Here is a 26,068-nt window from a genome sequence, read left to right on the forward strand (position 1 = left end):
ATTGGACAAGACCATTGAAGAATGATCTACAGGACACTAGTTGTCCTAAAGCTTAAGCATTAGGCAGAAAAGAAGTTTGGGGTTCATGATTGGACAAACGGATGCTGCGGAAATGGGGCAAGATTGCCGTCTAGTGTTTCCATGACATAGACATCAAGTAATCTCAAATCCTTATTCCCAAATTCTGTTTGTTTGTCATCATCTTTAAAAACTCCCAATTATCACCAATTAATTGCACTTGTTACATTAAAAGGATACGCTTGTTACATTGGTTTTAAAGTCTTGGACCCAACGGGATAACTTTACTTAAAATGATATAATCGTGTTGAATGGGAATATTCCCTCGCAGTCTTCCTGCCTGGTACATCTTAGGACGCTTAAAGTCCTGAAAAATAAGTGCTTAAGGCGGGAGTGGAGGATTTAGATTTATTAGATTATAAGGGGTCGACTGTATTGGAAAATAAGAGAAAATCAATATTTAATATATTGTTTTGGATAAGGTGTTTGGAGCTTCCAGAACACCAAAGGATTCCTGTTGTCCCCATTTCCGGCCCTATAATCTATGTCATGGCACTTGGAACAGGATCAGGGGGTGTCCCCTTTCCATGCTGCAATGAAGATCGATTTAAGGTCGATCGTTTCATACAAATACCCTGATATCTTATGAAAACAAACTACCCTATGGGCTTAAAAGGGTCCTTGCTTCCCTTTATTATATGTCTATGGATTTCTTCAGGCCTTTTTGCCCAGAGTGAATTCATCACTACATGGGATACGACCAGACCCGGTTCGTCTGACGCCAACTCCATCCGTATCCCTGCCAGAGGAGTCTACGATGTGGACCTGGGCAATGATGGTACCTATGAACTTCTGGATCAGGAAGGTGCAACTACCGTGGATGTAACAAGCTATGGCTATGCCGCCGGGCAATTGCAAGTGGCCCTTCGCAGTGCTGTATCCGGGTCCGGAACCCTTGGCGGGATAATGTTTGTCAATGTACACGACAAGCTGAAGATACTTTCCGTGGACCAGTGGGGAACCAGCACATCTTGGAGCGGCAATATTTATGGTGCATTTTGGGGCTGTAGCAATTTGGACGTTCTGGCGACTGACACCCCTAATGTAAGCCAGGTAACCAGTATGGAAGGCATGTTTGGAGAATGTACCTCGCTTAAGGGGAACGCAAGTTTCGACACCTGGGATGTGAGCAATGTGCGGAATATGCGATGGATGTTTTTCGAGGCAAGTTCTTTTAACGCCTACATCGGTTCCTGGAATGTGGCCAAGGTCACCCAAATGGGCCAGATGTTTCAGCGTGCAACAGCCTTTAACCAGGATATCAGTTCCTGGAATACAAGCAGTGCTGTCGGTATGATACATATGTTCAGCGGCGCGAGCTCCTTTAATCAGAACCTGGGCAGTTGGTACCTCGGGGGTCTTTATGATGCATATACAGGCGAAGGCCCACATCAAAATGGTACCGGTATGTTTGACAATAGTGGGCTCTCCGGTGAAAACTGGGATGCCACCATTATGGGTTGGTACACCCAGGGCTTTACCAATAGCCCTACTATCGGTGCTGAAGGACTGGTCTTCTGCCAGGCAGCATCCTTCCGTTCGGCCATGACCTTCAAATTTGTCGGCGACAAACAGAAAATTGGCAATCCGAAAGCCCGGTGCAAGGAGGTAACACTCCAACTGGACAGTAACGGTACAGCCACGCTAACTGCTGACCTTGTAGATAATGGTTCCTATGATACCTGTGGAATTTACTCGCTGGGCCTGTCCAAAAGCAGCTTCACGACTAGTGACCTTGGTGCAAATACGGTCTCCTTGTTTGTGTTCGACAACCTTAGAAATGGATCGACCTGCACGACTACTGTGAATGTGGAGCCCCGCTCAAGCGTATTTATGACCACCTGGGACACATCCAAGACCGGTACTGGCACGTCTGATGCGAACTCCATTACCATCCCTGCGACAGGGACCTACGATGTGGATCTGGGCAATGATGGCAGCTATGAACTTTTGGACCAGAGCGGGACCCTAACCATAGATGTCACGGAATATGGCCAGACGGCAGGGGAAATACAAGTGGCCCTTCGCAATGCGATCTCCGGCAGCCTGACAGGGATAGGTTTCAACTCAACACCTGACCGTCAGAAGTTGCTCTCCGTAGACCAATGGGGCAGCAGCATAGCCTGGAGTACTATGGAGGATGCCTTTAGTGGCTGTAGCAATCTGGACATTAAGGCGACCGATGTTCCTGACCTGGGCAATGTAACTGATATGACCCGGATGTTTCGGGCCTGTACCTCGCTTAAGGGAACCTCTAGCTTCTCCAATTGGAACACGAGCAGTGTGACCGATATGGATTACATGTTCATGAATGCAGGCACTTTTAATCAGGACATTGGTTCCTGGAATGTAGCCAAAGTGACCACTATGCAATCCATGTTCTCTGGTGCAAGTGCCTTTGACCAGGACCTTGGGGGCTGGGACCTGGGACAATTGTCCGATGGTGACGTCATGCTCAAGAACAGTGGACTTTCTGTGGACAACTGGGATGCCACACTGTTTGGTTGGCACGACCAGGGCCTTACCAACACGGCCAACATTGGCGCACAGGGACTGGTCTATTGCAGGGCAGTAACAGAGCGTACAGCGCTGACCCTCAATATTACCGGAGACAACCTGGCAAATACACTTCCTAAGGCGCAGTGCCGGGAGGCGACAATCCAACTGAACTTCGACGGCTCGGTTACCCTGGACCTCTCCCTGGTGGACAACGATAGCGATGGTTGCGGGATTGCCTCTCTAAACCTGTCCAAGAGTAGCTTTACGACCGACGATATTGGTGCGAATGTGGTTACCCTTACGGTGACTGACGTCAGCGGGAACACGGACACCTGCCAGGCCACAGTGAACGTGCTACCCTTTCCCACAAACCTGTTCGTCACCACCTGGGACACGGCCAAAACCCGTACCGGTTCGTCAAGCAGTAACTCCATCACCATCCCCGCCACGGGGACCTACGATGTGGACGTGGGCAATGATGGTATCTATGACCTGTTCGATCAGACCGATGAAACTACTGTGAATATCACCAACTATAGTGATCCCGACGGTAACAACTACACGGCAGGTGAGATACAGGTGGCTCTTCGCAATACCAGTTCCGGAAACCTGACCAGAATACATTTCAACAATTTGGGTGACCGGGAGAAGCTCCTCTCCGTGGACCAATGGGGCAATATCCCCTGGAGTACCATGGAGGATGCATTTTTCGGCTGTACCAATCTGGATGTGCTGGCGACCGATGCCCCTGATCTAAGCAGTGTGACCAGTATGTCCTTAATGTTTGCTGGATGTCTGGTACTCAGGGCTGAGACGGGCTTCTCCACCTGGAACACATCCAGGGTGACCGATATGACCAGCATGTTTGGCAGTGCGATCGCCTTTAACGGGGACATCAGTTCCTGGAATACGAGCAGCGTTACCGATATGTCCGGCATGCTTTTGGGCACCGCCGCCTTTGACCAGAACCTGGGGGCATGGGACCTGGGGCAGCTAACCAGAGGTATCGGCATGCTTAACAACAGCGGGCTCTCAGTGGAGAACTGGGACAACACATTGATCGGTTGGCACAGTCAGGGTTTCACCAATACGCCCACCATTAACACTTTAGGGCTGATCTACTGCGAGGCTTATGCAGAGCGAGAGGCGCTGACTTTCAACATTTCCGGCGATAACCTGTCAGAAGTCACAGAGGCTACATGCAAGACGGCAGTGACACTCCGATTGGGCCTGGACGGTACGGCAACGCTGGATGCCAACCGTGTGGACGGCGGAAGCGTGGGCTGTGGGGGCGCCACCCTAAGCTTGTCCAAGAGCAACTTCACCACTTCAGACATCGGCGTGCACACAGTAACCCTGACGGTGGAAGGTGGCAACAACAAGACGGATACCTGCACAAGCACAGTAACGGTGGAGAATCCTCCCACAAACCTCTTTATCACCACCTGGGACACGACTAAATCTGGCTCGTCCAATGGGAACTCCATCACTATCCCGGCATCTGGAACCTATGATGTAGATCTGGGCAATGACGGTACATATGAACTGCTGGACCAGACCCAGACCGTTGAGATGGATGTCACCGCCTATGGCTATCAAGCCGGGGAGATACAAGTGGCCCTCCGCAATGCCATCTCCGGGAACGGGACCCTGGCAAGGATACATTTCAATAATGGGGGTGACCGGCGGAAGCTGCTCTCCGTGGACCAGTGGGGTAGCAGTATCTCCTGGACCTCCATGGAACAGGCATTTTTTGGCTGTACCAATCTGAACGTTCTGGCAACCGACCTTCCTGACCTGAGCAATGTAACTGCTATGAATTCAATGTTTGCCTGGTGTACGTCACTCGAGGGGACTTCGAGCTTCACAAACTGGAACACAAGCAGCGTAACAGATATGGGCAACATGTTCAAAGGTACTTTGACCTTCAATCAGGACATCGGATCCTGGGATGTGGGTAAGGTAACCAATATGCAAAACATGTTTGAAAGTGCCAGCATTTTTGACCAGGACATCGGTTCCTGGAATACCAGCAGCGTGACCACTATGAAGTGGATGTTTTTGAATGCAAGCGCTTTTGACCAGGATTTGAATTCCTGGGATACCGGCAGTGTGACTGATATGTCAGGGATGTTCGGTGGAACAGTGGCCTTTAATGGCGACATTAGTTCGTGGAACACGAGCAAAGTGACCACTATGACCCGCATGTTCCAGGTCGCGACCGCCTTTGATGGGGACATCAGTTTGTGGGATGTAGGCGAGGTGACCAATATGGGCTTCATGTTCCGGGAAGCCAGCGCTTTTAATAGGAACATCAGTTCCTGGAATACAAGTAAGGTGACCGATATGGGTGAGATGTTCTATAATGCAACTACCTTTGATCAGGACCTTGGCTCGTGGGACCTGGAGCAATTGACTGATGGTATTGATATGCTCGATAACAGTGGGCTCTCCCTGGACAGCTGGGACGCCACGATCAAGGGATGGCACGAGCAGGAATTTAGCAACAATGTCACTATTGGCGCTGATGGCCTCGTCTACTGCACCGCCTTCGCCGAGCGTGCTGCAATAACTCTTAACATTGTCGATGACAGTGCGGAAACCACCCTTCCGGAAGCCCGTTGCAAGGCTGCAACAATCCAGCTGGATCCTACTGGTAAGGCCACCCTGACACCTGACCTTGTGGATGACGATTCAAGTGATGCCTGTGGGATTTCTTCCTTGGGCGTGTCCGATGCCAGTGGAATTACTGTTGCTGAGAGAATCTTTACTACTGACGATATTGGCACGAACACGGTCACCCTCACAGTAACCGACTCCAATGGCAATAAAGACACTTGCCAGGCCACAGTGACCGTAGAGGAGAAAACCACGAACACTTTCATTACGACCTGGAATACAACTAACCCCGGGACTTCCAATGGGAACTCCATTACCATCCCCGCCTCAGGGACTTATGATGTGGACCTGGGCAACGACGGTGCCTATGAACTACGCAACCAGACCGGAACCATTACAATAGATGTTACCACTCACGGCCATACCGCCGGGGAAATACAGGTGGCCCTCCGCAATGCCCTTACCGGGAACCTGACCGGGATACGGTTTAACAATACGGGTGACAGGCAGAAGTTACTCTCTTTGGACCAATGGGGCAGCGGTGTCCCCTGGAATGCCATGGCTAGCGCATTCCATGGTTGTAGCAACCTGGAAATCAAAGCTACAGACCTTCCTGACATGAGTGGTGTGACCAATATGAGGTCGATGTTCGACGGATGTGGTTCACTTACGGGGAACACGGGCTTCTCCAACTGGAACACCAGCAATGTGACCAATATGAGCTATATGTTCTCCGGGGCAATCAAATTCAACGGTGATGTAGGTTCCTGGAATACGGACAAAGTGACCAATATGAGTTACATGTTCTCCGGAGCAAGTAGTTTTAACGCTGATATCGGTTCCTGGAACACGGGCAAGGTGACCACTATGGAGCGGATGTTCTTCAGGGCAAGTACCTTCGATCAGGATCTTGATTGGAACACTGGTAGCGTGACCGATATGGGCCTCATGTTCCAGAAAGCAAGCGCCTTCAACGGGGACATCAGTTCCTGGAACACGGCCAGCGTAATCGATATGGCCGACATGTTTGTCGATGCAAGCGCCTTTGACCAGGACATCAGTTCTTGGAGCACGGGCAAGGTGACCAATATGGCCGGCATGTTTTGGAGGGCAAGCGCCTTTAACCAGGACATCGGCTCCTGGGATGTGGGTAGCGTGACCAGTATGCGCGCGATGTTCCGGCAGGCAAGTGCCTTTAACCAGAATATTGGTGCCTGGAACACAAGTAGCGTGACCGATATGACCGGCATGTTTGCGGACGCAACTGCCTTCGATCAGGATCTTGGCAAATGGAACCTCGGGAAGTTAAGCAATGGCACCGATATGCTCGACCGCAGTGGGCTCTCCACGGATAATTGGGATAACACCCTGATCGGTTGGTACGACCAGGGCTTTACCAATACCCCTAACGTTGGCGCTGAAGGGCTGGTCTACTGTAGGGCCGCTATAGAGCGTGCCGATTTGATACAAAATAGCCTCAAAATATCCGACGACAGCCTGGCAAACACCCAGCCAACGGCGGAGTGCCAGACGACGACGGCAATTCGACTGGACATCAACCGTACGGCCAGTCTGGATCCCTCCCTTGTAGACAACGGTAGCGATGGATGCGGGATTTCAATGGAACTGTCCAAGACCAGCTTCAATTCCACAAATATTGGTAATAACACCGTGACCCTTACAGTAACTGATATCAGCGGAAACACGGATACCTGCCAGTCCACAGTGATTGTGGAGGCCCTTCCTACAAATCTGTTTGTCACCACCTGGGACACCACCAAACCCGGCACCTCAAACGGAAATTCTATCACCATTCCCGCCAGTGGGACCTATGATGTTGACCTGGGCAATGATGGTAGCTATGAACTTTTAAATCAGACAGGAACCATTACTGTGGATGTTACCGCTTATGACTACACGCCCGGAAAAATACAGCTGGCCCTTAACAATGCTGCTTCAGGCTCCGGAAACCTGACCAGGATCTGGTTCAACAACACCGGAGACAAACGGAAGCTGCTCTCCGTGGACCAATGGGGCAGTGCAATAGCCTGGAGTACCATGGAAGCAGCATTCCATGGCTGTTCCAATCTGAAGGTCAGGGCACTTGATGCCCCTAATCTGGGCAGTGTAACCGATATGAGCGAGATGTTTGCCGGTTGTATAACACTTATAGGGACCACGGGCCTCTCCACCTGGAACACCGGCGGTGTGACCACTATGTCAGGTATGTTTGCCAGCGCAATCGCCTTTGATGGGAACATCGGTTCGTGGAACACAAGCAAGGTGACTGATATGGGCCATATGTTTGCTGTCGCAAACGCCTTTGACCAGGACATTGGTTCCTGGAACACAAGCGAGGTGACCGATATGGCCGGTATGTTTCTGAGTGCAGGCAAATTTAACCAGGACATCGGTGCCTGGAATGTGGCCAAAGTGATCGATATGTCCTATATGTTCAATGGTGCAACTGCCTTCAACCAGGATATCGGTTCGTGGAAGACCGGCAGTGTGACAGATATGTCCTATGTGTTCTTTAATGCAAGAACGTTTGACCAGGACATCGGTTCCTGGAACACGGCCAGCGTGACCAATATGTCGGGGATGTTTAGGGAAGCAACTGTCTTTGACAAGAACATCGGTTCCTGGAACACCACAAATGTGACCACCATGGATCAGATGTTCTATAAGGCAACTGCTTTTAATGCGGACATCGGTTTGTGGAACGTAGCCAAGGTGACCCATATGGGCTCCATGTTCCGGGAGGCAAGCGCCTTTGATCAGAATATCAGTTCCTGGGATGTGGCCAACGTAGCCAATATGGGCCATATGTTTTATCGCGCGACTGCCTTTGACCAAAACATTGGGTCCTGGAATGTTGCGAAGGTGACTGCGATGAACTTTATGCTTAATGGCGCAATTAAATTTAACCATGACATCAGTTCCTGGAATACAGCCAAGGTGGAAAATATGAGCTATATGTTTCAGGGCGCAACCGCCTTCAACCAGAACATTGGTTCCTGGAATGTGGCCAGCGCAACCAATATGGTTTCCATGCTCGATGGCGCAAGCGCCTTTGACCAGAACCTTGGGGGCTGGAACCTGGGGCAACTAAGCCTTGGCGCCTCTATGCTCAATGGTACTGCGCTCTCTGTGGACAACTGGGACAACACCCTCATCGGTTGGCATGGGCAGACTTTCACTAACACACCTACTATTGGGGCTTCCGGACTGGTCTACTGCAAAGCCTACACCGAGCGGGACGCACTGACCTTCAACATCACCGACGACAGCCCGGAGGACACCGATCCAACGGCCCGATGTAAGTCAGTAGTGGCACTCGCACTGGGTACCAATGGCTCGGCTACCCTGGACGCTTCCCTTTTGGATGACGGTTCCAGCGACACTTGTGCAAGTGTCTCACTGGGCGTTTCCCCAAGTAGTTTTACTACCTCCGACCTCGGCCCTAATGCAGTTACTCTTACTGTTACCGATGGTAATGGTAACACAAACACCTGCCAGGCCACGGTTAACGTAATGGCGGATGATCCATCAAGCGTATTTGTAACAACCTGGAATACGACAAACTTTGGCAGGTCAGACGATAACTCCATCACCATCCCCGCCACCGGGACCTATGATGTGGACTTAGGCAATGATGGCTCCTTTGAACTGCTGGACCAGACCGACATAACCGAGATAAATGTCACTACCTATGGGTACCCCGCCGGGGAAATACAGGTGGCCCTCCGCAACGCAACCTCCGGTAACGGGACCCTGGAGAGGATAAGCTTTTGGACCTATAATTACGAGGCCGACAGGGATAAGATACTTTCCGTGGACCAATGGGGTAGTAGTATTAACTGGAGCACCATGAGAACTGCGTTTAGCGACTGTTCCAATTTGGATATTAAAGCAACTGACACACCCGACCTGGGTAGCGTGACCAGTATATCAAGCATGTTTGACGGCTGCACCTCACTTAAGGGGAATGCGAGCTTCTCCAACTGGGACACCAGTAATGTAACCAATATGCGTAACATGTTTAATGGTGCGAGCGCCTTTAACCAGGACATAGGTTCCTGGAATGTGGGTAGCGTGACGAGTATGGGCAATATGTTCAAAGATGCAACCAGCTTTAACCAGGACATCGGTTCCTGGGATACGGGCAAGGTGGAAACCATGAGTTCTATGTTCAATGGCGCGACCGCCTTTGACCAGGACCTTGGTTCCTGGAACACATCCAGCTTATATCATATGGGTGGAATGTTTAGCGGTGCAACCAGCTTTAACCAGGACATCGGTTCCTGGAACACGGCCAGGGTGACCAATATGGTTTCCGCGTTCAATGGTGCAAGCGCCTTTGACCAAAGCCTGGGCAATTGGAGCCTGAAAGGGTTGACCTATGGCGCTAATATGCTAGATAATACGGCACTTTCTTTTGACAACTGGGACGCCACGCTGATCGGTTGGCGCAGCCAGAACTTGAGCAAGACCAATAAAGTTAATATCGGCGCCCTCGGACTAGTTTATTGCATTTCATATGGACAACGTCAAGAATTAGGGTCTGACTTCAACTTTATCGGCGACACCCCAAAGGTTTCCCGACCGGTAGCGTATTGCAAGAAGGCATCAATCCAACTGGGTACCAATGGCACGGTCACACTGGCACCCTTACTTGTGGATAACGGATCCAGCACTCCCTGTGGGGTTGAGTCCTTGTCCTATTCGGTGTCTCCAAATATCTTTACGACCTCCGACCTCGGCCCAAATACCGTGACCCTTACGGTGAGATCTGCCTCCGGCCACACGGATACCTGCCGGGCCACCGTAAATGTAATGTTCGATGATCCCAAAAGCGTATTTGTCACCACCTGGGACACCACCAAAACCAGCGACGGCTCGTCCGACAGCAACTCCATCACCATCTCCGCCATTGGGACCTTCCATGTTGACCTGGGCAATGATGGTACCTTTGAGCTACTGGACCAGACCGGAACCATTGGAGGTGGCAAACCTATAACCGTAGATATTACCAAATATACCAACCCTGCTACTGGTAATAAATATACCCCTGGGGAAATACAGGTGGCCCTCCGCAATACCACTTCCGGGAAAACCCTGACCGCGATACATTTCAACAATACAGACGACAAGAATAAGCTCCTCTCCGTGGACCAATGGGGCAGTAGTATTGCCTGGACCTCCATGGAGACAGCATTTCATGGCTGTACCAATATGGTGGTCAAGGCCACGGATGCCCCGGACCTTAGCAATGTGACCAGTATGGAAAGCATGTTCCGCGGGTGTACCTCATTTATCGGGAATGCGAACCTGACAAAGGCGAGCCTCTCCAACTGGGACACCAGCAATGTGACCAATATGAGCCATATGTTCGCCGGCTGTAGCGCATTTACTGGAACAGCAACGGACTTTTCCAACTGGGACACCGGTAAGGTGACTAATATGGCTGGCATGTTCAATGGCGCAACAGTCTTTGACCGGGACATCAGTTCCTGGGATGTGAGCAAGGTGACCAGTATGAGGTGGATGTTTAATGGCACAAAGGCTTTTAACCAGGACATTAGTTCCTGGAACACAGAAAGCGTAACTGACATGACCGGCATGTTTTCCACCGCGACCGGCTTTAACCAGGACATCGGTTCCTGGAATGTGACCAAGGTGACCAAGATGGCCAACATATTGAATTACGCGACCGCCTTTGATCAGAGCCTGGGGGATTGGAACCTGGGGGCATTGGTCGAAGGCCTTCGTATGCTTGATGGTAGTGGGCTCTCGGTCGCCAACTGGGATGCCACGCTAAAAGGCTGGCACAAGCAGGGCTTTACCAACACGCCCAGCATCGGTGCCGAAGGACTGGTCTACTGCGGGGCCTATGCCGAGCGTGCCGCGCTGCCCTTCAACTTTATCAAGGACAGCCCGGAAATCCAGCCAAATGCCGAGTGCCATCCGCAACTGACACTGCAACTGGACCTGGACGCCAGCGCCACCGCCACCCTGACGACCGACCTAGTGGACAATGGTTCGAACAAGACTGCCTGCGGACCTGTTTCGCTGAGCCTGTCCCAGAGCAATTTCACGACCGCGGACCTCGGCACAAAAACGGTGACCCTTACTGCAACAGACCCCAACGGGAATACGGATACCTGTACCACCACCTTGACCGTGGAGAGTTATGCTTCCTCCACCTTCATCACCACCTGGGATACGTCCAAAACCAGTGCCCGCTCATCCAACGGCAACTCCATCACCATCCCCGCCACGGGGACCTACGATGTGGACGTGGGCAATGATGGTATCTATGATCTGTTCGATCAGACCGATGAAACTACTGTGAATATCACCAACTATAGTGATCCCGACGGTAACAACTACGTGGCAGGGGAGATACAGGTGGCTCTTCGCAATACCAGTTCCGGAAACCTGACCAGAATACATTTCAACAATTTGGGTGACCGGGAGAAGCTCCTCTCCGTGGACCAATGGGGCAATATCCCCTGGAGCACCATGGAGGATGCATTTTTCGGCTGTACCAATCTGGATGTGCTGGCGACTGATGCCCCCGACCTAAGCAGTGTGACCAGTATGTCCTTAATGTTTGCTGGATGTATGGCACTCAGGGCTGAGACGGGCTTCTCCACCTGGAACACATCCAGGGTGACCGATATGACCAGCCTGTTTGGCAGTGCGATCGCCTTTAATGGGGACATCAGTTCCTGGAATACGAGCAGCGTTACCGATATGTCCGGCATGCTTGTGGGCACCGCCGCCTTTGACCAGAACCTGGGGGCATGGGACCTGGGGCAGCTAACCAGAGGTATTGGCATGCTCAACAACAGTGGGCTCTCAGTGGAGAACTGGGACAAAACGCTGATCGGCTGGCACAGCCAGGGCTTCACCAACACACCCACCATTAACACTTTAGGGCTGATCTACTGCAAGGCCCACGCAGAACGTGACGCGCTGACCCTCAACATTTCCGGTGACGTCCTGTCAGATGCCGATCCAGAAGCGACATGTAAGGAAGCAGTGACGCTCCGATTGGGCTCCGACGGTACAGCCACCCTGGACCCCGCTCTTGTGGACGACGGTAGCGTGGGTTGCGGGGGCACCGCGCTAAGCTTGTCCAAGAGCAACTTCACGACTGGCAACCTCGGGACGAACACAGTCACCCTGACGGTGACCGGTGGCAATAATAAGACCAATACCTGCACGGCAACGGTAACCGTAGAGGATGCCGCAAGCACATTTGTGACGACCTGGGACACCACCAAATCCGGTGTATCCAATGGCAACTCCCTCAATATTCCTTTGTCAGGGACCTACGATGTGGATCTGGGTAATGATGGCAGCTATGAACTGCTGGATCAGAACGGTACCCTTAGCGTGGATGTCACTGAATATAACTATACCGCCGGGGAGATACAAGTGGCCGTCCGTAATGCCATCTCCGGGAACGGGGACCTGACCGCGATACGTTTCCCTCTAAATCAAACAGACGACCGGGAGAAGCTGCTCTCGGTGGACCAATGGGGTAGCAGTATCTCCTGGAGTTCCATGAGTAATGCATTTAGCCAGTGTACCAATCTGGATGTACTGGCATCCGATGTCCCGGACCTGAGCAACGTAACCAATATGGTTTATATGTTTTTTGGCTGCACTTCACTCAAAGGAACGGCAACAAACAACTTCTCTGCTTGGAACACCAGCACTGTGACCAATATGGGCTCCTTGTTTTCTGGTGCAAGCACCTTTAACCAGGATATCGGTTCCTGGAATGTAGACAAGGTGACCCTTATGGGAGACATGTTCCGGAACGCGTCCTCCTTTGACCAGGACATCAGTTCCTGGAATACCAGCAGCGCAACCAATATGAGCGGTATGTTCAGCGGTGCAACCGTATTTGACCAGGACCTCGGATCCTGGAACACAGAAAACGTGACAAACATGGTTTATATGTTCGCCAGCACAGCTGCATTTGACCAGGACCTCGGTTCCTGGAACACGAGCAAAGTGACCAATATGAGCTATATGTTTGCCGGTACGACCGCCTTTAATCAGGACCTCGATTCCTGGGATATGGGCAGTGTCATGGATATTTCGGGCATGTTTTATCTGGCAGGTGCCTTTGACGGGGACATTGGTTCGTGGAATACAAGTAATGTTACCACTATGGCCGGCATGTTCTTTCAGGCAAGCGCCTTTAATGGAGACATCGGTTCGTGGAACACCAGCAGTGTGACCAATATGGGGGGCATGTTTCAGAATGCAACTGCCTTTGACCAGGACTTGGGCGATTGGGGCCTCGGGCAGTTAACCGATGGCACCGCCATGCTAGGGAATAGCGGACTCTCCACAGACAATTGGGATGCCACACTCAAAGGTTGGCACAATCAGGGCTTTACCAATACCCCTCCTGTCGGGGCCTCAGGCTTAACCTATTGCAAGTCCGGTACCGAGCGTGCTGCGCTGACATTCGACATAAGCGGTGACCGTGCGGGAACTCCTCTGCCGATAGCCCTGTGCGAGCAAGAGGTCACCTTACAACTGGGCACGGATGGTACGGCCACCCTGACTACCGACCTCGTATACAACGGTCCTGAAGATGCCTGCGGAATCGCCTCTCTGAGCCTGTCACAAAGCAGTTTCACCACCTCCGACCTGGGTGCGAATACGGTCACCCTTACAGTGGCTGATGGCCAGGGCAATACAAGTACATGTCAGAGCAAGGTGAATATAATGCTGGACGATCCCGCAAGTGTATTTGTAACGACCTGGGACACGAGCAAATCCGGCTCCTCTAACGGAAACTCTATCACCCTTCCCGCCCTGGGGACATATGATGTGGACCTTGGCAATGACGGCTCCTATGAACTGCTGGACCAGACCGGAACCATAACCGTAGATGTTACCAGTTATAGCCATACCGCCGGAGAAATACAAGTGGCCCTCAGGAATGCCGCCTCCGATTCGGGAGACCTGACTGGAATACGTTTCTTGATTAACGGTACAGACGATAAGCTGAAGCTGCTTTCAGTGGACCAATGGGGTGGCAGCATCTCCTGGACTACCATGGAGGAGGCTTTTGCCGGATGTTCCAATCTGGATGTGCTGGCAACCGATGTTCCCGACCTGAGCAATGTGACTGATTTGAGCCAGATGTTTTACGAGTGCGCAGCACTTAAAGGGACCACGACCAACAACTTCTCCAACTGGAACACAAGCGGTGTTACAGATATGTTAGGCATGTTTGCCCGGGCAAGCCTCTTTGATCAGGACATAAGCTCCTGGAACACCTCTGGCGTGACCGATATGAGCTATATGTTTGCCTTTGCAACGGCTTTTGACCAGAATATCAGTACCTGGGACACCAGCAACGTAACCGTTATGAGCAATATGTTCAATGGAGCAAGCGCCTTTAATGCTAACATCGGTTCCTGGAATGTGTCCAAAGTAACAGATATGGAATTCATGTTCTGGAACGCCACGGCTTTTGACCAGGCTATCAGCTCCTGGAACACCAGTAGTGTAAATAATATGCGGGGTATGTTCTATGGCGCAAGTGCCTTTGACCAGGAAATCGGTTCGTGGAACGTGGTTAGCGTTACCCGGATGGACGGCATGTTTTACGAGGCAATCGCCTTTGACCGGGACATCGGTTCCTGGAGTACCAGCAATGTGATCAATATAAGCTACATGTTTAATGGCGCAAGTTCCTTTGATCAGGATTTGGGGGATTGGGACATGGGAAAGGTGACCAATGGCACCGGTATGCTTAACAATAGTGGGCTCTCCATGGACAACTGGGATGCCACACTGATCGGTTGGCATGAGCAGGAATTCACAAACACCCCTACTGTCGGAGCCTCCGGACTGGAATACTGCAAGGCCGGTACAGAACGTGCCGATTTGATAAGTAATAGCCTCAAAATCACCGGTGACAGTGCGGAAACCGGCAGTCCGACAGCACAATGCAAGGCGGTGACTCTTGCCCTGGGGGCTGACCTTACAGCGGGCCTTGTGGACAACGGTTCCTACGATGCCTGCGGGTCCGTCTCCCTGAGCATTCCACAAACCAGCTACACCATCGACGATATCGGTGCGAATACAGTGACCCTTACGGTAACCGACCCCAATGGGAATACAGATACCTGCGATGCCACAGTGACCGTGGAGCTAGATCCTAAGAACGTTTTCGTGACCACCTGGGATACGACCAAATCTGGTTCCTCCAGCAGCAACTCCATCACCATACCGGTCACAGGGACCTACGATGTAGATGTAGGTAACGACGGCACCTATGACCTGTTCGACCAGACGGGGACTATTACTGTAGACGTGACTGCCTATACCAACCCTGATACCAGTAGTAATTATACCTCTGGTGAGATTCAGCTAGGTCTTCGTGATGCAGTCTCCGGTAACGGAGACCTCACCCGGATAAATTTCCCACTATACCAGACGAGCGACAGGCAGAAGTTGCTCTCGGTGGACCAATGGGGCAGCTCCATCTACTGGAGCACCATGGAGAGTGCATTTGCCGTCTGTAACAATCTGCAGGTTAAGGCCACCGATGCCCCGAACCTGAGCAAGTTGACCAATATGTTCCAAATGTTCGCCGCGTGTACAGCGCTTACGGGGACAGACTATTTCAACACCTGGAACACCAGCAACGTGACCAGTATGCAGGCCATGTTTTGGCAAGCCTCCGCCTTTAACGGTGACATCAGTTCATGGGATGTATCTAGTGTCACTAATATGCAAACCATGTTCAAAGGCGCAACTGCCTTCAATGCGGACATTAGTGCCTGGAACACCTCCAGAGTATCCATTATGGGCAGTATGTTCACCGATGCCAAGGCCTTAGACCAGGATATCGGTTCCTGGAACACCAGCAAGGTGACCGATATGAGCAGCATGTTCAGTGGTGCAACTGCCTTTAACCAGGACATCGGCTCCTGGAACACTAGCAGTGTGACCGATATGGGCTACATTTTATCCGGTGCAAGCGCCTTTGACCAGGATCTGGGGGATTGGGACCTTGGAAAGCTGAGTGATGGTATCGGAATGCTTGACAATAGCGGGCTCTCAATTACCAACTGGGATGCCACTCTCATTGGCTGGCATGGCCAGGGCTTTACAAACACAGTTACCATTGGCGCCTCCGGATTGGTGTACTGCAAGGCCAAAGCCGAACGTACTGCGATGACGACTTATAGCTTCACGGGCGACAGCGCTGAAACCACCAAACCAGATGCTCAGTGCAAGGCGACCACACTCCAACTGGACCCAACTGGCAAGGTAACCCTGGACGCCTCCCTTATCGACAACAGTTCCAGTGATACCTGTGGCAAGGTCTCCCTCGCCCTGTCCATGAGTAACTTTACGAGCTCGCATCTTGGGGAGAATACTGTGACCCTCACAGTAACAGACCCTAATGGAAACACAGACACCTGTACGGCCACGGTGATCATTGAGTATGACTCAAGTTTATTTGTGACCACCTGGGACACTACCAAACCCGGAACCTCCGACAGCAACTCCATTACTATTCCTGCCACAGGGACCTACGATGTGGATCTGGGTAGTGATGGCACCTACGAGTTACTGGACCAGACCGGGACCATTACCATAAATGTGACCAATTATAGCCATACGGCAGGGGAAATAGAGGTGGCCCTACGAAATGCCGCGTCTGATAATGGGAACCTGACCCGGATACATTTCAACAATGGAGGCGATAGACAGAAGCTGCTTTCCGTGGATCAATGGGGCAGCGATATCCCCTGGAGTACCATGGCGGGGGCATTTCATGGCTGCACCAATATGGATGTGCTGGCGACAGACGCTCCTGACCTGAGCAGTGTGACCGATATGAGCAATATGTTTTCTGGTGCGGGAGCCTTTAACGGGGACATCGGTTCCTGGAACACAAGTCAGGTGACCAATATGGCCTCCATGTTTTCTGGTGCAGGAGCCTTTAATGGGGACATAGGTTCCTGGGACACCGGCAAGGTTTCCAATATGAACTCCATGTTCCGGAATGCAGGCAACTTTAACCAGGAACTTGACGATTGGAACACCAGCAGCGTGACTGATATGTACTCAATGTTTCGGTCGGCCGCTACCTTTGACCAGGACATAGGTTCCTGGGACACTGGAAAAGTAGTCAATATGAAGTGGATGTTTTTCGTTGCATTCTCCTTTAACCGGAACCTTAACGGTTGGAATACCAGCAGCGTAACTAATATGGAGGGTATGTTTGAAGGGGCCGAAGCTTTTAACCAGGAAATTGGCAGTTGGAATGTAAGCAAGGTTACTAATATGAACAGCATGTTTCAGGATGCCGAATCCTTCAACAAGGGTATTGGCGGTTGGGACGTGGGCAGTGTCACAGACATGAGTGAAATGTTTTCCAACGCCTGGCGTTTTGATAAGGACCTTAGCGGTTGGAACACCAGCGGGGTGACCAATATGAATGCTATGTTCTACTTTGCCGAATACTTCAATCAGGACATCAGTGCCTGGGATGTGAGCAATGTTACCAATATGAACAGCATGTTCTATCATGCTCAGGATTTCGACAAGGACATCAGTTCATGGAACACCAGTAGTGTCACCCATATGGACGACATGTTCAATAACGCGAACGACTTTAATGCTAACATCGGTTCCTGGGACACAAGTCAGGTTCAAAGTATGCGCAATATGTTCACCGCCGCATGGGCCTTTAACCAGGACATCGGTGATTGGAATACCAGCAAGGTGACCAATATGCGCGAGATGTTCTGGAGTGCATTCGACTTTGACCAGGATCTGGGTGAATGGGATATTGGGCAAATAACGGATGGAGATAAAATGCTCAATAACAGTAGCCTTTCGGTAGCTAACTGGGATGCTACATTAATTGGTTGGCATGAACAAGGATTCACCAACACGGTGACCATTGGGGCCTCTGGCCTGGTCTATTGCAGGGCTGCTCTCGAACGTGCCGCGATGACAAACTTCAGTTTTGTCGGGGACAGCAAGGGTACTACTCAGCCGACGGCTCGGTGCAAGGCGGCAACACTCCGACTGGGTACCAATGGTACGGCTACCCTGACATCCGACCTTGTAGACAACGGTAGCGACGGTTGTGGGATTTCCCTGAGCCTGTCCCGAACCAGCTTTACGACTGCCCAACTTGGTGATAATACAGTGACCCTAACGGTGACCGACGGCAGCAATACGAAAACCTGTACGACAACAGTGACCGTGGAGGATACAGCAAGCCTATTTGTGACCACCTGGGACACGAGCAAATCTGGAACTTCCAATAGCAATTCTATCACCATACCTGCCACAGGAACCTATGACGTGGACCTGGGCAATGACGGTACCTACGAACTGCTGGATCAAACCGGGACCATTACTGTTGATGTGACCACTTACAATCATACCGCCGGGGAGATACAAGTTAGTCTAAGGAATGCAGTCTCCGGCAGCGGTGACCTGACCAGGATACATTTCAACGGTATGGGTGACCGGAATAAACTGCTATCTGTCGATCAATGGGGTAGCAGCATAGCCTGGAGCACAATGAACAGGGCATTTTCTGGCTGTACTAACCTGGATGTAACGGCGAGTGACTCCCCCGACCTGGATAAGGTGACCAGTATGTCTTATATGTTTTGGAATGCAAGCAACTTTAATGCGGACATAGGTTCCTGGAATACCAGCGGCGTAACTGATATGAGTGGTGTGTTTACCAATGCAACCGCCTTTAACCAGGACATAAGTTCCTGGAACACCAGCAGTGTAACCGATATGAACTCCATGTTCTCTGGTGCAAGTGCCTTTAATCAGGACATTGGTTCCTGGGACACCAGCAGTGTGACTAAGCTGGACGGAATGTTTTATGGTGCAAGCGCCTTTGATCAGGACATAAGTTCCTGGAACACCGCTAAGGTAACCAATATGCGCTACCTGTTTTCTGATGCGAGCGTCTTTGACCAGGATATCAGTTCCTGGAACACTGGCAGTGTGACCGATATGGGCAACATGTTCAATGGCGCGACTGCCTTCAACCAGGACCTCGGTTCCTGGGATACCAGCGATGTGACCAGTATGAGCAACATGTTTCAAAACGCGAGCGCCTTTGACCAGAACTTGGAAGACTGGGACCTTGGGAAGTTGACCGATGGTACCAATATGCTCAATGGTACTGGGCTCTCTAATGATAACTGGGACGCCACGCTGATCGGCTGGCACAGCCAGGGCTTTAGCAACACGGTGACTGTTGGCGCCCTGGGCCTTGTCTACTGCAGGGCCCGCACCCAGCGTGCCGCGATGACGACCTTTACCTTTACCGGGGATAGCAAGGCAACTACCCAGCCTACTGCCAAGTGTCAACAGACGGTAACCCTCCGACTAGGAGCCAGCGGTACGGCCAGCCTGACATCCGATCTTGTTGATGACGGAAGCGATGGCTGCGGGATATCACTGAGTCTGTCCCAAACAGACTTTACGACCAACCACATTGGTGATAATACAGTGACCCTAACGGTGAGCGATGGTAGCAGCACGAAAACCTGTACGACCACAGTCACAGTACCGGTATTTACGGACCCCAAAAGTGTGTTTGTGACTACCTGGGACACTACCAGGCCTGGTACTTCCAATGGCAACTCCTTCATTATCCCTGTAACTGGGACTTATGATGTGGATCTGGGCAATGACGGTACCTACGAACTTCTGGATCAAACCGGGAAAATTACTATAAATATTACTACCTATGGCCATACCGCCGGGGAGATACAGATAGCTCTTCGTAATGCCGCTTCCGGGAACGGGACCTTAAATGGGATAAGTTTCGATCCATTCATGATGGGGCTGGGAGATAATAAAAAGCTACTCTCTGTAGACCAATGGGGCAGTGATATCGCCTGGAGTACAATGGCATCAGCATTTCTTGGCTGTACCAATCTGGATGTTAAAGCTACAGACGCTCCCGACCTGAGTAAAGTAACCAATATTAAGTCCATGTTTCAGGGGTGTACGACACTTAAGGGCAATTCGAGCTTTTCTGATTGGAATACGTCCGGTGTGACTGATATGGGGTCTGTGTTCAATGGTGCAACACTATTTAATGCGGACGTCGGTTCCTGGAATACAAGCAAGGTCAGCAATATGAATTCGATGTTTCGGTTTGCAAGTGCTTTTGACAAGGACATTAGTTCCTGGAACACAAGCAAGGTCACTAATATGTTTTCAATGTTCCGGAGCGCAAGCGTCTTTAATCAGGACATTGGTTTCTGGGATACAGGCAGCGTTACGAATAAACAGTGGATGTTCCAGAATGCAACTACCTTTGATCAGGACCTCGGAGATTGGGACCTGGGGGTGTTGGCCAATGGTATCGATATGCTTAGCAATAGTGGGCTTTCCATGGAGAATTGGGACGCCACCATTATTGGCTGGCATGGCCAGGGCTTTACGAACACCGTTACCATTGGCGCTTCCGGACTCGTTTACTGCATAGCTGCAGTCGAACGCGCCGCGCTGACCCTAGGTATTACCGGCGATGCCGTGGAAACTATCAAGCCGACGGCAAAGTGTAAGACATCGACAACAATTTACCTTGGCACTGATGGCAAGGCCAGCCTTACGACGGACCTTATAAACGATGGCTCCAGCGATGCATGTGGAAGTGTAACCTTGGGTCTATCCAAGACCAGCTTTACGGCCGATGATCTTGGGACAAACACAGTTACTCTAACAGTAACTGACCCCAACGGGAACGAGGCTAGCTGTTCGGAAGACGTGACCGTGGTGGACAATACGGTCCCCACACCTGTCTGCAAGGACATTACTGTACAGCTGAACGCATCGGGCAGCGCAACGATCAGCACATCGGACATCGACGACGGCTCGTCCGACAACAGTGGAGGTACTGTATCGCTGTCTCTGGACCAAACGAGTTTTGACTGTTTGGATGCAGGGGCGAATACGGTAACCCTTACGGTAAGCGATGGCAGTAATAACACTGACAGTTGCACTGCCACGGTAACGGTGGAGGATAAGATAGCCCCTACGGCCAGTAGCCCCACAGCGGTAAGTGTACAATGCTCCTCCAATATCCCGGCATCAGACATTACCGTAGTGACCGATGAGGCGGACAACTGTGGCATACCTACAGTCACTTTTGTCAGTGATGTTAGTGATGGTAAAAGCAACCCGGAAACCATTACCCGAACCTATAGGGTAACGGACACTGCGGGGAACATCAAAGATGTCACCCAGACCATCACGGTGGACGATACCACGGCCCCAACGGCCAGTAATCCCGCAGCCATCAGCGTACAATGTAGCGCCCCGGCATCAGATATCAGCGTAGTGACCGATGAGGCGGACAACTGTACCGCAAACCCAACAGTCACCTTTGTAAATGATGTCAGTGATGGGAAGAGCAATCCTGAAACCATCACCCGGACCTACAGGGTGACTGACGGAGCCGGGAACAGCACCGATGTCACCCAAAGCATCACCATAAACGATACCACCGCTCCTACAGCCAGCAACCCAGCAGCCATCAGCGCCCAGTGTAGCGCCCCGGCATCAGACATCACTGTAGTGACCGATGAGGCGGACAACTGTACCGCAAATCCAACAGTCACCTTTGTAAGCGATGTGAGTGATGGGAAGAGCAATCCGGAAACCATTACCCGGACCTATAGGGTTACCGATGGGGCCGGGAACAGTACCGATGTTACCCAGACGATCACGGTAAACGATACCACGTCCCCAACGGCCAGTAACCCGGCAGCCATCAGCGTACAATGTAGCGCTCCTGCATCGGATATTACTGTAGTGACCGATGCGGCGGACAACTGTACCGCGAACCTTACAGTCACTTTTGTCAGTGATGTCAGTGATGGCAACAGCAATCCAGAAACCATTACCCGGACCTATAGGGTAACGGATGGAGCCGGGAACAGCACCGATGTCACCCAAACCATCACGGTGGACGATACTACCGCTCCTACGGCCAGTAATCCTACAGCAATCAGTGCCCAGTGTAGTGCCCCGGCATCGGACATCACTGTAGTGACCGATGAGGCGGACAACTGTACCGCGAACCCAACAGTCACCTTTGTTAGCGATGTGAGCGATGGCAACAGCAATCCTGAAGTAATCACAAGGACTTACAGGATAACCGATGGTGCCGGAAACAGTACCGATGTTACCCAAACTATTACGATAAATGATACCACGGCCCCAACGGCGAGTAATCCCGCAGCCATCAGCGTACAATGTAGCGCTCCGGCATCAGACATCACCGTAGTGACCGATGAGGCGGATAACTGTACCGCAAACCCAACAGTCACTTTTGTCAGCGATGTGAGCGATGGAAACAGCAATCCGGAAACCATTACCCGCACTTATAGGGTAACCGATGGGGCAGGGAACAGCACCGATGTTACCCAAACTATTACGATAAATGATACTACGGCCCCTACAGCCAGCAACCCGGCAGCGGTGAGTGTACAATGCTCTTCCAATGTCCCTGCTGCGGATATTGCCGTAGTTACCGACGAAGCTGACAACTGTGGCACACCCACAGTTACTTTTGTCAGCGATGTGAGTGATGGCAACAGCAATCCTGAAACCATCACCCGAACCTATAGGGTAACGGATGGGGCCGGAAACAGCACCGATGTCGCCCAGACCATCACCGTAGAGGATACCACCGCTCCAACGGCCAGCAACCCAGCAGCCATTAGCGCCCAGTGTAGCGCTCCGGCATCAGATATCACCGTAGTGACCGATGCAGCAGACAATTGTACCGCGAACCCAACGGTCACCTTTGTCAGTGATGTGAGTGATGGTAATAGCAACCCGGAAACTATTACCCGGACCTATAGGGTAACCGATGGGGCAGGGAACAGTACGGATGTTACCCAGACCATTACCGTAGAGGATACCACCGCTCCGACGGCCAGTAATCCGGCATCTATCAGCGTACAATGCAGCGCCCCGGCATCAGATATCACCGTAGTGACCGATGCAGCGGACAATTGTACCGCGAACCCAACAGTCACTTTTGTAAGTGATGTGAGCGATGGCAATAGCAACCCGGAAACTATTACGCGGACCTATAGGGTAACCGATGGAGCCGGAAACAGTACAGATGTCACCCAGACTATTACTGTAGAGGATACCACTGCTCCTACAGCTAGCAACCCGGCAGCGGTGAGTGTACAATGCTCTTCCAATGTCCCCGCCGTGGACATTACCATAGTGACCGACGAAGCAGATAACTGCGGCACACCCACAGTGACCTTTGTCAGTGATGTTAGTGATGGCAACAGCAACCCTGAGATAATTACAAGGACCTACAGGATAACCGATGAATCCGGGAACAGCACCGATGTCACCCAGACCATCACAATAGAGGATACTACGGCCCCAACGGCCAGCAATCCGGCTGCCATCAGTGCTCAGTGTGTCCCTGCTGCAGATATTTCGGTGGTAACTGACGAAGCGGATAACTGTACGGTGACTCCGACGGTTACCTATGTGGAAGACGACACCAGCAACCCGGGAACAGTCATCCGGACCTATAGGGTAACTGATGAGGCCGGGAACAGTACCGATGTTACTCAGACCATCACTGTAGACGATACCACGGCTCCTACGGCCAGCAATCCCGCAGCAGTGAGTGTACAATGTGTATCCAATATTCCTGCGGTAGACATCACCGTAGTGACCGATGAGGCTGATAATTGTACCGCAGATCCAACAGTTACTTTTGTCAGTGATGTGAGTGATGGCAACAGCAATCCCGAAACCATCACCCGGACCTATAGGGTAACGGACGATGCAGGGAACAGCACCGATGTTACCCAGACTATCACCGTAGAGGATACTACGGCCCCAACGGCCAGTAATCCGGCAGCCATAACTGCCCAGTGCAGTGCTCCGGCATCAGATATCACCGTAGTGACCGATGCAGCGGATAACTGTGGCACACCAACTGTGACCTTTGTAAGCGATGTCAGTGATGGCAACAGCAACCCGGAAACCATTACCCGCACCTATAGGGTAACCGATGGGGCAGGGAACGGCACCGATGTTACCCAGACCATCACCGTAGAAGATACCTCCGCTCCAACGGCCAGTAACCCGGCTGCGGTGAGCGTACAGTGTGCGTCTAACGTCCCAGCCGTGGACATTACCGTAGTGACCGATGAGGCGGACAACTGTACCGCAAATCCGACGGTTACCCATATGGGAGACGACACCAGCAACCCGGGAACCATTACCAGAACTTATAGGGTAACTGATGGAGCAGGAAACAGCACCGATGTCACCCAGACCATCACCATAGAGGATACCACCGCTCCAACAGCTAGTAATCCGGCAGCAGTGAGTGTACAATGCTCTTCCAATATCCCCGCTGTGGACATTACCGTGGTGACCGATGAGGCCGATAATTGTACGGTGACTCCAACGGTTACCCATGTGGGAGACGACTCTAGCAACCCGGGAACCATAATCCGGACCTACAGGGTGACCGACGAAGCTGGGAACAGCACAGATGTCACCCAGACCATCACGGTAGAGGATACTACCGCTCCGACGGCTAGCAATCCTGTAGCCATCAGCGTACAATGTAGCGCTCCGGCATCAGACATCACCGTGGTTACCGATGAGGCCGATAATTGTACCGCAAATCCAACAGTGACCTTTGTAAGTGATGTCAGTGATGGCAATAGCAATCCGGAAACCATTACCCGGACCTATAGGGTAACCGATGGGGCAGGGAACAGTACGGATGTCACTCAAACCATCACAGTAAACGATACCACGGCCCCTACGGCCAGCAACCCGGTAGCAGTGAGTGTACAATGTACATCCGATGTCCCTGTTGTGGACATCACTGTGGTGACCGATGAGTCGGATAACTGTACGGTAACTCCGACGGTTACCTATGTGGGAGACAACACCAGCAACCCTGGAACCGTAATCCGGACCTATAGGGTAACTGACGAAGCCGGCAACAGTACCGATGTCACCCAGACCATCACCGTAGAGGATACCACGGCCCCAACGGCCAGTAACCCAACAACAGTGAGCGTACAATGTACATCCGATGTCCCTGTTGTGGACATCTCCGTAGTGACTGATGAGTCGGATAACTGTACGGTAACTCCGACGGTTACCTATGTGGGAGACAACACCAGCAACCCTGGAACCGTAATCCGGACCTATAGGGTAACTGACGAAGCCGGCAACAGTACCGATGTGACCCAGACCATCACCGTAGAGGATACCACGGCCCCAACGGCCAGTAGTCCAACAGCGGTAAGCGTACAATGTTCATCCGATGTCCCTGCTGTGGACATCACCGTAGTGACTGATGAGTCGGATAACTGTACGGTAACTCCGACGGTTACCTATGTGGGAGACAACACCAGCAACCCTGGAACCGTAATCCGGACCTATAGGGTAACTGACGAAGCCGGGAACAGTACCGATGTCACCCAGACCATCACCATAGGCGATACTACGGCTCCAACAGCCAGTAATCCAACGGCGGTAGGCGTACAATGTACATCAGATATCCCTGCTGTTGACATTTCGGTGGTAACCGATGCGGCTGACAACTGTACCGTAAACCCAACGGTCACCTTTGTCAGCGATGTAAGTGATGGTAAAAGCAACCCGGAAACTATTACACGGACTTATAGGGTAACCGACGAAGCTGGGAACAGCACGGATGTCACCCAGACCATCACCATAGGTGATACTACGTCCCCAACGGCCAGTAACCCGGCAGCGGTGAATGTACAATGTGCATCCAATGTCCCTG

1 protein-coding gene is annotated in these 26,068 nt (G+C 51.6%); it reads left to right on the plus strand.

Annotated features, from left to right (window positions below; translation table 11 throughout):
- Positions 1-663: 663 nt before the first annotated feature.
- Positions 664-26,068: BspA family leucine-rich repeat surface protein (locus GTQ38_RS12810; RefSeq protein ID WP_161435917.1), on the plus strand; the 25,405-nt coding region annotated here is incomplete at its 3' end.

This window comes from Poritiphilus flavus, from assembly GCF_009901585.1.
GTDB lineage: Bacteria > Bacteroidota > Bacteroidia > Flavobacteriales > Flavobacteriaceae > Poritiphilus > Poritiphilus flavus.